Below are 15,064 nucleotides of genomic sequence, written 5' to 3' on the forward strand. Positions count from 1 at the left end.
GAGAGTGTGGCCATGACATGATCTCCGCGTGACCGTCATACCGTTCAGATCCGTGGCCCGGTTCAGGCATGCCGCCGTTCTCTCCGCCGTGGCGCTGCTCGCCACCGGGTGCGGACTCTCGGACGAGCTGGAGCGCGAGGGCGATCCCGGGCGTACCGCGGCCGCGCGGGACGACCGGTCCGGCGCGGGGGACGGCGCGTCCGCCCCGGCCGATCCCGTCCCGCCGACGGAGGATCCCGCGGCCACGGCGCCGCCGCAGGGGACGGACGCGCCCTCGCCCTCCTGCCCCGCGAGCGGCGTCCGCATCGAGCCGGGCATCGTCGACGCCGCCATGGGCCTGCGCGCGATGAGCGTGACCCTGACCAACTGCGGCAAGGACACCTACCGCCTGAAGGGCTACCCGAAGCTGCGGGTCCTCGACGAGCACCGCGAACCCCTCGACGTACAGATCCTCGAAGGCACCGAGCCCGTCATGACCAGGGACGACGACCCCGGCGCCGACCACACCGTCACGCTCCGGAAGGGCGAGGCGGCCTACACCGTGCTCGCCTGGCGCAACACCGTCACCGACACGACCACGACCGCCGTCAGCGGCACCTACCTCAAGGTCACCCCGGTGCCGGGCGCCCGCTCCGCGACCGTGACCCCGCAGGGCCGCATCGACCTCGGCAACACGGGCCGCATCGGCACCACCGCCTGGCAGCGGCAGCCGGCGGACGACGCGGCCCCGTCCGGGCCTACGGCACCCGTGCCGTCCACTCCGGCGAGCTGAACTTCGTACGGGCGAGCTCCCGCGCCCTGGCCATCTCCTCGTCCGTGACCTTGCCCGCCGCCAGGCCGTACCGCGTGCGGAAGGAGTCGAGCATCCGCTCGATCACGGCCTCGCGGGGCAGCCCCGTCTGGCGCCGCAGCGGGTCCACCCGCTTCTTCGCGCTCCGCGTGCCCTTGTCGGAGAGCTTCTCGCGGCCGATGCGCAGCACCTCGACCATCTTGTCCGCGTCGATGTCGTACGACATCGTCACGTGGTGCAGCACGGCGCCCTGCCCGCCCGCGACCCGCTTCTGGGCGGCGCCCGCGACCTTCCCCGCGTCGGTGGCGATGTCGTTGAGCGGTTGGTACCACGCCTTGATGCCCATGTCGCCGAGGGCTTCGAGCACCCAGTCGTCCAGATAGGCGTAACTGTCGGCGAAGGACAGACCCTGCACGAGGGAGTCGGGCACCGACAGCGAGTACGTGATGGCGTTGCCCGGCTCGCAGAACATGGCGCCGCCGCCGCTGATCCGGCGCACCACCCGCACGCCGTGCCGCTCGGTGCCCTCCTGGTCCACTTCGTTGCGCAGCGACTGGAAGCTGCCGATGACGACCGCGGGGGACTCCCACTCCCACACGCGCAGCGTCGGCGGGCGGCGCCCGGCGGCGACCTCTTCGGTGAGCACCTCGTCCAGGGCCATGAGCAGGGCGGGTGACTGGGGAGCCTCGTGGATCAGCTGCCAGTCGTAGTCGGTCCAGTCGGTGGCGTGCGCGAGGGCACGGCGCACCGCGACCCCCACACCCTCCGACGTGAGCCCGTAGAACACGGTGCCCTCCGGGAGCGCCGCGTCGATGCGGGCGGCGAGCCCCGCCGCGTCGGTCTCCGCGGGGGCGCCCTCCAGGGCGCGGCTCAGGACCTCGAAGGCCTCGTCGGGTTCCAGGAAGAAATCCCCCGCCACCCGCACGTGCCGCAGCACACCGTCCTCGACCTCCAGATCCACGACGACGAGCTTGCCGCCGGGGACCTTGTACTCACCGTGCACTGTGCTTCCTCCGGACGCGGCCGAATCGCGGACAACGGCAGCCTGCGATTTCATATCAGGACAACTCTGCCCACCAGGGATGAATTCCCGCACAGGGGACTGCATGAGCCACGCTGAGACGACCGACCAGGCTTCCACGGGCGCGTCACCGGCCGTGAAACTGACGCTCACGACGCTGACGATGATGGTCGTCGGCTCGATGGTCGGCGCGGGCGTGTTCTCGCTGCCACGCCGCTTCGCCCAGGAGACCGGCGTCGCCGGCGCGCTGATCGCCTGGGCCGTCGCCGGTGCGGGCATGCTGATGCTCGCGTTCGTCTTCCAGACCCTCGCCGTGCGCAGACCCGATCTCGACGCGGGTGTCTACGCCTACGCGAAGGCAGGGTTCGGCGAGTACCTCGGCTTCTTCTCCGCCTTCGGGTACTGGGCGAGCGCCTGCGTCGGCAACGTCACCTACTGGGTGCTCATCATGTCGACGATCGGCGCCATCTGGCCGAGCCTCGGCGACGGAGACACCCTCATCGCCGTCGTCCTCTCCTCGTTCGGCCTGTGGGCGTTCTTCCTGCTGATTCGCCGCGGGGTCAAGGAAGCCGCGGCGATCAACAGGATCGTGACCGTCGCCAAGATCGTGCCCATCCTCGTCTTCGTGATCCTGGCGCTCTTCTTCTTCAAGCCGTCCGTGTTCGCGGACAACTTCGGCGGCGCGGACTACGCGGGATCGCTGTTCAACCAGGTGCGCGGCACCATGCTGGCCACCGTCTTCGTCTTCCTCGGCGTCGAGGGCGCGAGCGTCTACTCCCGGCACGCCAAGCGCCGCGAGGACGTCGGCCGGGCCACGATCCTGGGCTTCCTCAGCGTCTTCGCGGTCTTCGCCTCCGTCACCATCGTGTCGTACGGCATCATGCCGATGGCCGAGATCGCCGAGCTGCGCCAGCCGTCCATGGCGGGCGTCCTGGAGGAGGCCGTCGGCACCTGGGGCAAGGTCTTCGTCAGCGTCGGCCTCATCGTCTCCGTGCTCGGCGCCTACCTCGCCTGGACGCTGATGGCCGCGGAAGTGCTCTTCGTCGCTGCGAAGGACGACGACATGCCCCGCTTCCTGCGCAAGGCCACCTCCGAGGACGTACCGGTCCCCGCGCTCCTCATGACCACCGCGCTGAGCCAGATCGTCCTGATCGTCACGATGTTCTCCGACGACGCCTTCAACTTCGCGCTCGACCTGACCAGCGCCCTGAGCCTCATCCCGTTCCTGCTCGCGGCCGGTTTCGCCGTCAAGATCGCCCTCGGGGCGGGCCAGGGGAGCGCGGAGACCGCCGGGCGGAGCACCCGCGGGGAACTGGTGATCGCGGTGATCGCCACGCTGTACACGGCGTTCCTGCTGTACGCCGCCGGGCTCAAGTTCGTCCTGGTCTCCTTCATCCTCTACGCCCCCGCCACCCTCCTGTTCGTCAAGGCCCGCCGGGAACAGAACCGGCGCCTGTTCTCCCCGCGCGAGGCCGTCATCTGCGCCGTCTCCATCGCGGGCGCCGTCGTGGGCGTGATCGCCCTCGCGGCGGGCTGGATCCACCTCTGACCGTCCCCGACGCCCGGCCCCCAGGGGTACCGACCGACGAAAGGCGCACCGTGACAAGCCCCGACACCCCCGCCGCACCGACGTTCGGTGTCCACTCCGAGGTCGGCAGGCTGCGCAAGGTCCTCGTCTGCGCGCCGGGCCTGGCCCACCGCCGGCTGACCCCCACCAACGCCGACGACCTGCTCTTCGACGACGTCATGTGGGTGGAGAACGCCCAGCGCGACCACGCCGACTTCGTCATCAAGCTCCAGCAGCGTGGCGTCGAGGTCGTCGAGCTGCACGAACTGCTCGCCCAGACCATGGCGATCCCCGGCGCGAAGGACTGGCTCCTCGACCGGAAGATCACCGCGAACGAGGTCGGCCTCGGGCTCATCGACAACACCCGCGCCTTCCTGGAGACACTGGATCCCAAGCAGCTCGCCGAGTACCTCATCGGGGGCCTGGCCACCGCGGATCTGCCGGACGAGTTCCGCTCCGGCTACGTCGCACTCGTACGCGAATCCACCGGCGTACGCGAATACCTGATGCCGCCGCTGCCGAACACGCTCTACACCCGCGACACGACGTGCTGGCTGTACGGGGGCGTCACGCTCAACCCGCTGTACTGGCCCGCCCGGCACGACGAGACGCTCCTGATGAAGGCCGTCTACGAGTTCCACCCCGACTTCAAGGGCGCCAGGGTGTGGTGGGGCGACCCCGAACTCGACTGGGGCCAGGCCACGTTCGAGGGCGGCGACATCATGCCCGTCGGCAACGGCGTCGTCCTGATGGGCATGAGCGAGCGCACCTCGCGCCAGGCCGTCACCCAGGTGGCGTCCGCGCTGTTCGAGAACGGCGCGGCCGAGCAGGTCATCGTCGCCGGCATGCCCAAGCTCCGGGCCGCCATGCACCTCGACACCGTCTTCACCTTCGCCGACCGCGACATCGTCACGCTCTACCCGAAGATCATGGACGCCGTGCACTCCTTCACCCTGCGGCCCGGCGACAAGGCGTCGGGCGTCGCGATCACGGACGAGGGTTCGCGTGCGTTCGTCGACGTCGTCGCCGCGTCCCTGGGCCTGCCCGACCTGCGCGTCATCGAGACGGGCGGCGACGTCTACGCCTCCGAACGGCAGCAGTGGGACAGCGGCAACAACGCCGTCGCCCTGGAGCCGGGCGTCGTCTTCACCTACGACCGCAACACCCAGACCAACACCCTGCTGCGCAAGGCGGGGGTCGAGGTCATCACCATCGTCGGCGCCGAACTCGGCCGCGGTCGCGGTGGCGGGCACTGCATGACGTGCCCGCTCCTGCGCGACGCCGTGGACTTCTGAGGCGTGGACTTCTGAGGCGTCCCCCGCGGCCGAGCGGGCTCAGTACCGCTGGGCCTTGACCAGCTTCGCGGAGAGCTTCGGCTCCGGAGGTTCGTGACTGATCGCGTACCGCTGGGCCCGCTTGCCCGGTTCGAGATCCTCCGTGCCGATGTAGCGGGTCTCCACGGTCTTGCCCGAGGAGTCCCTGAAGTCGACCTGCACGGCGAAGTCGGCCTTCTCGTCGGTCCTGTTGGTGAAGGTCACCACGGAGGCCAGCACACCGCCGGTCTCCGAGCGCGGCTTGCCCGTCATGGAGACGTCGGCCATCGCGTTGCCCCGCCCGTCGACGTCCTTCAGCGCCTTCTCGGCGGCCTGATTGGCCCGCTCCGTGTCCGCGGACACCGACGCCTCGAACTCGTCCGCGCGCTCCGAGGCGGAGGCCTCGGCCTCGGACGCCGATGCACGGGCGGACTCGGCCGCCTCGGAAGCCTTCGACTCCATCGGGGACGCGGTCTTCTCCGAGAACGACGACGCGTCGGGCGCCGCCGTCCGGCTGCCCTCGGACGAAGGGGCGTCGCTGTCGCCGCCGCACGCCACGAGGGCGGCGGCGGCCGTCACCGAGGCGGCCAGGGTGAGCGCGGCGGACACCACGGGACCGCGGCGCGCGGAGCGCCGCTTCCCACTGGGCGGCATGGGGTTCATTCGGTGCGGTCCTTTCCCTAGTACCGCAGGGCGCAGGCGATCCGGCCCCGGTCGGCGAGTGTGTCCTCGGGTACGAAACGGACCTGTGCGCCGGTGTCCAGGGCGCGCTCGACGATGTCGTCGACCACGTCGTCCACCGCGTCCAGATCGTCGGACCCGGCAGGCACCAGATGGCCGCCGTCGTCGCGCACGGTCGCCTGGTAGCTGTCCTCCACGGCGAGGAAGCGGACGCGGTCCGTCGTCACGTTCTGCCAGACCTCGTCGAGACCGGCGGCGTACTGGCGCCGGCCCTGCGCCGCGTCCAACTCGTGCAGCACGGCGTCGAGTTCCGACTTGTCGCGGGCCGCGAGGAAGGGGCGTACCGCCTGCCACACCGCGTCCGCGGGGCCGTGCGCGAGCCCGCCGTGCGGTACCGGCGTGGCCTCCTTGCCGACCGCGCCGACGTCGTCGAGCAGGGAGAGCGCCGCCGCCTCCCCGGCCACGAACAGGGGGCGCGGATGGGAGCGGAGCACACCGGCCGCGGCGGCGTCCGCCTCGCGCAGGAACCTGCGCGTCTGCTCGTCACGGAAGGTGCTCGGCACGTCGCCGATCCGCTCCTTGCGCTCGGCGTCCGGGTCCTCGAGGCTCCGGGTCAGCGGGAATCCGTCCGCCTCGTGCTCGGTGACCCGGCCGGCCGTGCCGCTCCACAGCGATACGCGGTCGGCCGAGACGGCGAGCACCCAGTACGGCCGCTCGGCGGCCTGCGCCGCGACGACGTTGCGCGTGAGGAAGGTGTCCGAGAGGACCACGCGGGAGGGCACCGTCCTGGCCAGCGACCACACCTGGTGCTCTCCGGGGGCCGCGAAGACGGCCAGCCCGTCCTCGGCGTGCACGAGGTCGATCTCCGCCACCGCCCGGTCAAGCTGCGCGGCCACCTCGCGCCGCTGCTCCCTGGCCACGGCCGGGTCGGACTCCAGACGCTCCTTGGCCTCGTGGACGAGATTGCGCAGCCGCACGGGATCCTGGGCGTTGTCCGGCTCTCTGCGGTGGGTCGGCAGCAGGACCGTGACGGCGGGGTAGGGACGCGGCCGGCGCAGCTCGGCCAGCGCGGCCGGATTGAGGGACGGGTGCATAGAAGTGACCCTTTCGGGGCGGGGTGGCGTACGAAGGTCCCCCAAAGAGGGCGTTACGCCATGAAATCCACCCTATGACGGTTCCACGGCCGGGGCACTTCACCCGCAACGGGTCATATCGGTGGGCCGTATCGGTCGCTGGTCCCCGGCGGCTCACCTCAGCAGGAAGCCGAAGACGTACCCGAGGGCGTTCGTGGCCCAGTGCAGCCCCATGGGTGCGAGCAGGCTCCCGCTGCGGCGGCGCAGTTCGCACAGGAGGCAGCCCGCCAGGGCGGTGAAGAGGACGGCTCCGGCGTCGACGACGATCACCCCGATGACCGAGTGTCCGAAGGCGCCGCCGAGCACGGGACTGGCATCGGCGAGGCCGAGCGACGGCAGGATGTGCCAGAGGCCGAAGAGCCCCGACGAGACCAGGGTCGCGGCGAGCGGCCCGCGGGAGCGCAGGAGCAAGCCGAACAGGACCCCCCGGAAGGCCACTTCCTCCAGCAGGACCGTGCCGAACGGCACCGTCACCAGGACCCGCAGGGCGACCTCGCCCCCGCTCAGGCCGCTCTGCCGCCGGTCCTCGAACAGACCGCGGGAGACCGGCAGCGCGGCCGCGAGCGCGTACCCGGCGGCGACGACGCCGATCAGCACCAGCGCCCACCGCAGACCGCGTACGAGGGTGCCGCGCGCGAGGCCCACGTCGGCCCACCGGCCGCCGGAGCAGTAGACGATCGCGAGCAGCACCGCCGTCGCGAGGAGGGAGAGCGGCACGCTCCAGTCCTGTGCCCACCGGTTGTTCGCGAGGTTGACGAGCACCAGGACCGTGACGGTGGCGGCGACGGCGGTGGCCGTCGTGACCGGATGCCGCGGGAGCCGGGACGACCGGGAGGGGAGGCGTCGGGCGCGCACGAGTCCATCGTGTCGCCGCCCGCCGCGGGCGGCGACCGGAAAGCGGATTGCGGGGCATCGGGGGCGGGGTGAGCATGAGAGAACGGTGCAACCGCGCCCACGCCCGGAGACCCCGTCACCGGACGGCCGCGCCGGATCTCGGAGCTGAAACGGTTGTCGAAGAGCGCGCCCCGTCAACCGGACGGGGAGGAGCCCCGACGAGCGGTCGGGGAGGAACCCCGCCTGGCGGACGAGGGTGAGCCCCGTCGGGCAGGTGGGGGGAGAGCTCGTTGGGATGGAGTGGTGCGGCGGGTTGGTGCTGTTGTTCGTAAGCCCTACTGGGAGCGGTCCGACTCCGGGTATCTCGTCAGGCGCTGGCCGGACCTCACCGCCGCCTGTTTCGGCATCTGCTTCTTCTGGCTCTCCCTCACGCCCTCGCTCGTGCCCCGCCCCTGGCTGCTGCAGGGCGTCGTCGGAGGGATCACCGCCGCCATCGGCTACGGAATCGGCTCGGTCGTCGCCACGGTGTGCCGCGCGCTGCTGCGATGGCGGCCCGGCGAGAAGACGCGGGCGCGCCTCTGGCAGGCGTACTGGATCCTCGGTCTCGTCCTCACCGGCTGGCTGATCTCCGAGAGCGACCACTCGCAGCGCCGCCTGCGCGAGCTCCAGGGGCTGCCGCCCGCGACGGCCTGGCACGCGGCGGCCATCATCCTGATCGCCGTCCTGCTCTGGGCCCTGTTCCTGCTCGCCGCCCGAGGCATCCGGCTGGGGTCGCGCACGCTGATCCGCGCCCTGCACCGCTTCGTGCCGCTCCCGGTCGCCGTCGGCCTCGGCCTCGCCCTCAGCGCGCTGATCGTCACGGTCGGACTGCGCGACGTCGTCTTCCAGCGCGGCGTCATCGACCTCGCCGACCGCATCGCCTACGAGACGAACGGCGGCACCAAGGAGGGCATCCACCGGCCGACGTCCCCGCTGGTCTCCGGCGGGCCGGGTTCGCTCCTGCGCTGGCAGGATCTCGGGTTCCAGGGCCGCAACTTCGCGGGCTCGACGCCGACCGGACAGCAGATCACGCGGCACACGGGGCGGCCCGCGAAGGACCCTGTCCGCGTGTACGTCAGCGCCTCGGCACCGGAAGCGTTCAGCAGCCGCAACCCCTTCGAGGCCAAGGCCCGGCTCGCCGTCCGCGAGCTGGAGCGGACCGGCGCCTTCGACCGGGACGTCCTCGCGATCGCCGGGACCACGGGGACGGGCTGGGTCAACGCCGACATCAGCGAACCCCTGGAGTACATGCACGACGGCAACACGGCCATCGTCGCCGTCCAGTACTCCTACCTCCCCAGCTGGGTCTCCTTCCTCGTCGACAAGGAGCGCGCCGCGCAGGCCACGCGCCATCTCGTGGACGCGGTCCTCGCGAAGTGGTCCGCCCTGCCCGCGGACGACCGGCCCAGACTCGTCGTCACCGGGGAGAGCCTGGGCGGGTTCGCCGTCGAGTCGTCGTTCGACGGCGTGGACGATCTGCTGGCCAGGACCGACGGAGCGCTCATCGTCGGCACTCCCAACTTCGCTCCGATGTCCCGGGAGATCCGCGAGCACCGGGACGACGGAAGCCCGGTCTGGCGACCGCTGTACGAGGAAGGCCGCAACGTGCGGTTCGCGCAGTTCCCCGAGCGGGACCTGAAGCGGCCGTCTCCGGACGCGGCCTGGAACCACCCCCGCGTCGTCTATCTGCAAAACGCCTCCGACCCGGTCGTCTGGTGGTCCTCCGACCTGCTCCTGCACCGCCCCCAGTGGCTCAGGAACCCCCTCGGCCCGGACGTCACCCCGGCGATCCGGTGGTTCCCCGTCGTCACCTTCTGGCAGACCTCGGTCGACATGGCGGTGTCGTACGGCGTGCAAGCCCCGCACGGCCACCGGTACGGGACGGCGCCCGTGGACGGCTGGGCGGCGATCGTGCCCCGCGAGGGCTGGACGCCGCAGGACACGGAGAAGCTGCGCCGGCACATGGAGGAGCGGAAGTCGCCGTACTGAGAGGCGGGCGGGTTAACGGGGGATTCATCTCGATTCCATGGCCCGTACCGCCGAGCCGCACGGATTGTCAGCCCGGCGTGCTCTCATGGAGGCATGATCGAAGTGATCGAAGACTTTCTTGTACGTGGCGTCCCCGACGTCGAAGAAGCACTCCGCAAGGCCGCCGCGGCGGAGGTCATGCCGCGATTCCGGCAGCTCGCCGAAGAAGACGTCGTCCAGAAGAGCGGTCCGCACGACCTCGTGACGGTGGCCGACCGGCTCGCCGAGGAACACCTGACGGAAGCACTCACCACCCTGCTGCCGGGCTCGGTCGTCGTGGGCGAGGAAGCGGTGCACGCGGACCCCTCGCTGTACGAGTCGATACGCGCCGACGCGCCGGTGTGGATCGTCGACCCGGTCGACGGCACGCGCCAGTTCGTGCACGGCGACCCCGGATTCTGCATGCTGATCGCGCTGACCTGGCGCGGACAGGTGCACGCCTCCTGGACGTATGCCCCGGCGCTCGACGAGATGGCCGTGGCGGTGCGCGGCAAGGGCGCCTGGCTGGACGGCGAGCGGCTGGTGGCCGGTTCGCCGGGCGAGCTCCTGGAAGTGGCCACGTCCCACCCGGACTACACGACGCCCGAGCAGAAGCGCGCGCTGCTGGGCCTGAGCGTGGAGGGCGTCGTGCCGCGGCCCTGCGGTTCGGCGGGCCTGGAGTATCTGGCCGTCGCCAGGGGGGAGTTGGACGCGGTCGCGTTCTCCTGGGAGCTCGCCTGGGACCACGCGGCGGGACTGCTGCTCGTCGCGGAGGCCGGGGGCGACAATCTGACCGTCTCCGGTGAGCCCTTCCGGATCGAGGGCGGCAACGCCCTGCCGTTCACGGCCGCGCGGGATGCCGCCACGGCCCGCCGGATGGTGGAGTTGCTGTCGGCCGCAGCCTGATCTGCGGGGCGCCGCGCGGCGGTTCGAGGTGGAAGCGCACGGTGGTGACCTCGAACTCGGCGACGGTGCCGACGCCCGGCCAGTCCCCGGGGGCGGGCGGGAGGTGCACCAGGTCCACGAAGCCTACGACCGGCAGCCCCAGGTCGACGAAGAGCCCGACCCTCCCCGGGCCCCACGGCAGGACGCTGACCGTGCCGGTCAGGCGGGTGCCCCGCGCGAGCGGGCCGCCCGGTTCCGGAGCCGTGGTGTTCCGGCTGTGCCGGGCACGCTGCCACGCGGCCTCGAACTCCTCCTCGGACACCGGCTCCCCGCCGCTGACGAGGCCGTTCACGAGCCTGCCGTACTTCGCCTCGTACAACCGCGCCCCGAAAACCTCGAACTTCTCGCGCGTCCAGGCCAGTTCGGAGCGTGACGCCGCCACGGCAGCCGGACGCCCGGATCCCTCCGGGCCGCGGAACGACGCCTGGCGTACGACGATCGCGTCGTCCCCCGTCTCGAACCAGTCGTCGCGGTCGCCGCGGCCCGCGTCAGTGCGGCGAAACCAGGACGTCACCCGTCAGAGGCTACCCGCGCCCACGGCACTGTCGGTGGCCCGGCCTATCCTGGGCGGCAGAGGCCATCGGCTGACAAAGGAGTCCGAAGGTGCCGTCGATGCTTGATGCCGTCGTCGTGGGGGCGGGACCGAACGGTCTGACCGCTGCCGTCGAGTTGGCCCGCCGTGGCTTCTCGGTGGCCGTGTTCGAGGCCAGGGACACCGTCGGCGGCGGGGCGAGGACCGAGGAGCTGACGCTTCCCGGCTTCCGGCACGACCCCTGTTCCGCCGCGCACCCGCTGGGCATCAACTCGCCCGTGTTCCGCACCATGCCCCTCGACCGGTACGGCCTCGAGTGGCTCCAGCCGCAGCTGCCCATGGCGCACCCCTTCCTCGACGGAAGCGCCGCCGTGCTCTCCCGTTCCGTCGGCGAGACGGCCGCCTCGTTCGGGCCGCGCGACGCGGGGGCGTACCGCCGGCTCGTCGAGCCCTTCGTCGACAAGTGGGACGCCCTCCTGCGGGACTTCATGGCGCTGCCGTCGACCGCCCTGCCGCGCGATCCCGTGACCCTCGCGCGCTTCGGCCTCGCGGGCCTGCCGCCGTCCACCTGGCTGATGCGGCGCTTCCGCGACGACCGGGCGCGCGCCCTGTTCTCCGGGCTCGTCGCGCATGTCATGGCCCCGCTGGGCGGGATCGCCACCGGTGCCGTCGGCCTGGTCTTCGCGCTGGCGGCGCACGCCCGCGGCTGGCCGGTCGCGCGGGGCGGTTCGCAGTCGATCTCGGACGCGCTCACCGCGTATCTGAAGGACCTCGGCGGCGCGGTCCACACGGACTACGAGGTCAAGCGGCTCGACGACCTGCCACCGGCGCGCGCGTACGTCTTCGACACCTCGCCCACCGCGCTCGCCCGGATCGCGGGCCTGGGGCGGAGCTACGAGAACTATCGGTACGGCGCGAGCGTCTTCAAGATCGATTACGCCCTGGACGGGCCGGTGCCGTGGACGGCCAAGGAGGCGCGGGAGGCGGGGACCGTGCAGATCGGGGCGAGCAGCGCCGAGATCGGTGCCGCGTTGCGCGCCGTGTCGCGGGAGAACCGCGCGCCCGACGCGCCGTTCCTGATCACGGTGCAGCCCGGTGTCGTCGACCCGTCCCGCGCGCCCGCGGGCAAGCAGGTCTTCTGGGCGTACGGGCACGTGCCCAACGGCTGGGACGGCGATCTCACCGAAGCGATCGAGCGCCAGCTGGAGCGGTTCGCCCCCGGCTTCCGTGACCGTGTCCTCGCGCGCGCCGCCGCGGGGCCCGCCGAGCTGGTCGCCCGTAACGCCAACTACGTCGGCGGCGACATCGCCTGCGGCGCGGCCAGCGGGCTCCAGCTGCTGCTGCGGCCCAAGCTCTCCCTCTTCCCGTACGGCACCGCGCACCCGGCGGTGTTCCTCTGCTCCTCCGCGACACCCCCCGGCCCCGGCGTCCACGGCATGTCCGGCCACAACGCGGCCAAGGCAGTCTGGCGCGCCCTCCGGCACTGACCCCGGCCCCGGGGCCCGGCCCTCCGCCCGCCCAAGGTCCATGTCGGATTCTCGCCAGCCAGTGCCGTCCCCATGGCCGATCCTTGAGGCATGTCCATCGCCCCCGTCACCGCCCGAACCCTCGCCGCCGAGCCCCCCGCCGCCAAGCCCCCCGCCGCCATGCACACCGACGCCGAGCGCTGCGTGCGGGCCGTGCAGTCGAAGGACGCGCGCTTCGACGGGTGGTTCTACACCGCCGTGACGACCACCCGCATCTACTGCCGCCCCAGCTGCCCCGTAGTCCCCCCGAAGCCCGAGAACATGAGCTTCTACCCGAGCGCGGCAGCCTGCCAGCAGGAAGGGTTCCGGGCCTGCAAGCGCTGCCGGCCGGACAGCAGCCCCGGCTCACCCGAGTGGAATCAGCGCGCCGACCTGGTGGCCCGCGCGATGCGCCTCATCGCGGACGGCGTGGTGGACCGCGACGGAGTCCCCGGCCTCGCCACCCGCCTCGGCTACAGCACCCGCCAGGTCGAGCGGCAGCTCCTCGCGGAACTCGGCGCGGGCCCCCTCGCCCTGGCCAGGGCCCAGCGCGCCCAAACGGCCCGGCTGCTCGTCGAGACGACCACCCTGCCCATGGCGGAGATCGCCTTCGCCTCCGGATTCGCCTCGATCCGGACCTTCAACGACACCGTCCGCGAAGTCTTCGCCCTGGCGCCCAGCGAACTGCGGGACCGCGCCCCGAAGGCCCGGCGCAAGATGTCCGCCCCCGGCGCCCTCTCCCTCCGGCTCCCGTTCCGCGCGCCCCTCAACCCCGACAACCTCTTCGGCCACCTCATCGCCACCGCCGTACCCGGAGTCGAGGAGTGGCGCGACGGCGCGTACCGCCGCACGCTCCGCCTCCCGTACGGTCACGGCGTCGTCGCCCTCACCCCCGCCCCGGACCACATCGCCTGCCGCCTCAGCCTCACCGACATGCGAGACCTCACCATCGCCATCAGCCGCTGCCGCCGCATGCTCGACCTGGACGCGGACCCGGTCGCCGTGGACGGCCAGCTGAGCGCCGACCCGCTGCTCGCGCCCCTCGTGGCCAAGGCACCGGGCCGCCGCGTGCCGCGCACCGTCGACGAGGCGGAGTTCGCCGTACGGGCGGTGCTCGGCCAGCAGGTCTCCACCGTCGCCGCCCGCACCCACGCTGCACGCCTGGTCACCGCGCACGGCGAGCCGATCGACGACCCCGAGGGCGGTCTCACCCACCTCTTCCCGGCACCGGAAGCCCTCGCCGCGCTCGACCCGGAGACGCTCGCCCTGCCGCGCAGCCGCCGCACCACCCTGACCACGCTCGTACGCCACCTCGCCGACGGATCGCTGAGGCTCGGCGTGGAGAGCGGCTGGGAGGAAGCCCGCGCCCGGCTCACCGCACTGCCGGGCTTCGGCCCCTGGACGGTCGATGTCATCGCGATGCGGGCGCTCGGTGACCCCGACGCCTTCCTGCCCACCGACCTCGGGGTGCGGCGCGCGGCGCAGGAACTCGGCCTCCCGCACACCCCGGCGGCGCTGACCGCACGGGCGGCGGCCTGGCGCCCCTGGCGGGCGTACGCGGTCCAGTACCTGTGGGCCACCGACACCCACCCCATCAACACCATCCCGGCGTGAACAGCCCCACCGACGCCCCAACCGACTCCCCACAGGCAGAGGACAGAGCCCCGTGTACCGCCAGCACACCCTCATCGACAGCCCTTACGGCCCCCTGACCCTCGTCGCCACCGACGGCGTCCTCAGCGGCCTCTACATGACCGAGCAGCGCCACCGCCCGCCCGAGGAGACCTTCGGCGACCGCGACGCCGGTCCCTTCGACGCGACGATCAACCAGCTGGAGGCGTACTTCGCGGGGGAGCTGACGGAGTTCGACCTGCCGATGCGCCTCGACGGCACGCCGTTCCAGCGCACCGTCTGGCAGCAGCTCAGGCTGATCCCGTACGGCGAGACCCGAACGTACGGCCAGCTCGCGGCCGCGCTGGGCAAGCCCAACGCCTCCCGTGCCGTGGGCCTGGCCAACGGCAAGAACCCGATCGGCGTGATCGTGCCCTGCCACCGGGTGATCGGCGCGGGCGGCTCCCTGACCGGCTACGGCGGCGGGCTCGACCGCAAGCAGCGACTGCTGGCCTTCGAGGGAGCGACCCCGGCCGCCGCGAACGCGGACGCCCTTTTCTGAACCCTCAGCCGACCCGCACCCCGTCCTCCAGCTCGACCGCCCCCGTCCCCGCGTCCAGCGCGTCGAGCCCGGCGAGGACCCGCCGACCCAGCTCTCCCGGCAGGTACTCCACCAGGTCCTCGCGGGCCACGAGGCGCCAGGAGAGCAGTTCCTCCTCCTGGAGCCTGATGGACTTCAGCTGCTCATCGCCGAGCACTCCGCCGTCGTACAGATAGGCGACCAGCGGCGGCCGCGCCGCACCCGGTACCCAGTCCACCGCGAGCAGCGCGCCGAGCTCGACGTCCAGACCGATCTCCTCGGCGGTCTCGCGGCGCGCCCCCTGCCGCGGTGTCTCCCCCTCGTCCGACTCGACGGTGCCGCCCGGCAGGGCCCACCCCTCGCGGTAGTTCGGCTCGACGAGCAGCACACGCCCCCCGGAGTCCCTGAAGAGCGCGGCGGCCCCGGCGATGATGCGGGGGAGGCCCGCGATGTACGTGGCGTAATCCTGAGTGGTCACCCGGAAAGGGTAGACGCGCGGGGCAGAG

The 15,064-nt window shown here is 72.1% G+C and carries 14 protein-coding genes; 8 read left to right on the forward strand and 6 right to left on the reverse strand.

Annotated elements, in window-relative coordinates; translation table 11 throughout:
* Positions 1–28 precede the first annotated feature (28 nt).
* The gene (locus ABZ906_RS02785) at positions 29–772 is read left to right on the forward strand and encodes a DUF4232 domain-containing protein (RefSeq protein WP_361376520.1); all 744 of its coding nucleotides are present in this window, start codon (positions 29–31) and stop codon (positions 770–772) included.
* Here ABZ906_RS02785 and ABZ906_RS02790 read toward each other — a convergent pair.
* Positions 738–1,793, reverse strand: a complete 1,056-nt coding sequence (locus ABZ906_RS02790; RefSeq protein WP_361376523.1) for a lipoate--protein ligase family protein — start codon at positions 1,791–1,793, stop codon at positions 738–740. The two genes, ABZ906_RS02785 and ABZ906_RS02790, sit on opposite strands and share 35 nt — an antisense overlap.
* A 103-nt stretch (positions 1,794–1,896) precedes the next feature.
* Here ABZ906_RS02790 and ABZ906_RS02795 point away from each other — a divergent pair, with 103 nt between their 5' ends.
* Entirely contained in the window at positions 1,897–3,360 is a 1,464-nt protein-coding gene (locus tag ABZ906_RS02795; protein ID WP_361376526.1) for a basic amino acid/polyamine antiporter, read from the forward strand.
* A gap of 50 nt (positions 3,361–3,410) precedes the next feature.
* Entirely contained in the window at positions 3,411–4,673 is a 1,263-nt protein-coding gene (locus ABZ906_RS02800) for an arginine deiminase (protein WP_361376529.1), read from the forward strand.
* A 39-nt stretch (positions 4,674–4,712) separates the two neighbouring features.
* Here the strand turns inward: ABZ906_RS02800 and ABZ906_RS02805 are convergent, their stop codons facing one another.
* From ABZ906_RS02805 to ABZ906_RS02815, 3 genes are all read right to left on the reverse strand, one after another.
* Positions 4,713–5,354: a hypothetical protein gene (locus ABZ906_RS02805; protein WP_361376532.1), complete on the reverse strand. Its 642-nt coding sequence runs from the start codon at positions 5,352–5,354 to the stop codon at positions 4,713–4,715.
* 17 nt (positions 5,355–5,371) lie between these two features.
* Positions 5,372–6,466, reverse strand: coding sequence for a chemotaxis protein (locus ABZ906_RS02810; protein WP_361376535.1), 1,095 nt, complete (start codon positions 6,464–6,466; stop codon positions 5,372–5,374).
* 153 nt (positions 6,467–6,619) lie between these two features.
* Positions 6,620–7,360 carry a CPBP family intramembrane glutamic endopeptidase gene (locus ABZ906_RS02815; RefSeq protein ID WP_361376538.1) on the reverse strand — a complete coding sequence of 247 codons (741 nt, stop codon included), beginning with the start codon at positions 7,358–7,360 and terminating at the stop codon, positions 6,620–6,622.
* Between the two features lie 282 nt (positions 7,361–7,642).
* Between ABZ906_RS02815 and ABZ906_RS02820 the strand changes: the two genes are divergently transcribed.
* Positions 7,643–9,367 carry an alpha/beta-hydrolase family protein gene (locus ABZ906_RS02820; protein WP_361376541.1) on the forward strand — a complete coding sequence of 575 codons (1,725 nt, stop codon included), beginning with the start codon at positions 7,643–7,645 and terminating at the stop codon, positions 9,365–9,367.
* A gap of 93 nt (positions 9,368–9,460) precedes the next feature.
* Positions 9,461–10,291 (forward strand): inositol monophosphatase family protein, encoded by an 831-nt coding sequence (locus tag ABZ906_RS02825; protein WP_361376544.1) that lies wholly within the window; start codon positions 9,461–9,463, stop codon positions 10,289–10,291.
* Here ABZ906_RS02825 and ABZ906_RS02830 read toward each other — a convergent pair.
* Positions 10,227–10,844: a hypothetical protein gene (locus ABZ906_RS02830; protein WP_361376547.1), complete on the reverse strand. Its 618-nt coding sequence runs from the start codon at positions 10,842–10,844 to the stop codon at positions 10,227–10,229. The genes ABZ906_RS02825 and ABZ906_RS02830 overlap by 65 nt on opposite strands.
* Before the next feature lie 98 nt (positions 10,845–10,942).
* Between ABZ906_RS02830 and ABZ906_RS02835 the strand changes: the two genes are divergently transcribed.
* The 3 genes from ABZ906_RS02835 (at position 10,943) to ABZ906_RS02845 (ending at position 14,540) form a co-directional block, all read left to right on the forward strand.
* Positions 10,943–12,349 carry an NAD(P)/FAD-dependent oxidoreductase gene (locus ABZ906_RS02835; RefSeq protein WP_361378025.1) on the forward strand — a complete coding sequence of 469 codons (1,407 nt, stop codon included), beginning with the start codon at positions 10,943–10,945 and terminating at the stop codon, positions 12,347–12,349.
* A gap of 159 nt (positions 12,350–12,508) precedes the next feature.
* Entirely contained in the window at positions 12,509–13,981 is a 1,473-nt protein-coding gene (locus tag ABZ906_RS02840; RefSeq protein ID WP_361378028.1) for an AlkA N-terminal domain-containing protein, read from the forward strand.
* Positions 13,982–14,033: 52 nt separating this feature from the next.
* Positions 14,034–14,540: a methylated-DNA--[protein]-cysteine S-methyltransferase gene (locus tag ABZ906_RS02845; RefSeq protein WP_361376550.1), complete on the forward strand. Its 507-nt coding sequence runs from the start codon at positions 14,034–14,036 to the stop codon at positions 14,538–14,540.
* Between the two features lie 4 nt (positions 14,541–14,544).
* Here ABZ906_RS02845 and ABZ906_RS02850 read toward each other — a convergent pair whose 3' ends face one another.
* The gene (locus ABZ906_RS02850) at positions 14,545–15,036 is read right to left on the reverse strand and encodes an NUDIX hydrolase (protein ID WP_361193311.1); all 492 of its coding nucleotides are present in this window, start codon (positions 15,034–15,036) and stop codon (positions 14,545–14,547) included.
* Positions 15,037–15,064: the final 28 nt, after the last annotated feature.

Origin of the sequence: Streptomyces sp. NPDC046925 (assembly GCF_040644915.1) — a bacterium.
Classification (GTDB): Bacteria; Actinomycetota; Actinomycetes; order Streptomycetales; family Streptomycetaceae; genus Streptomyces.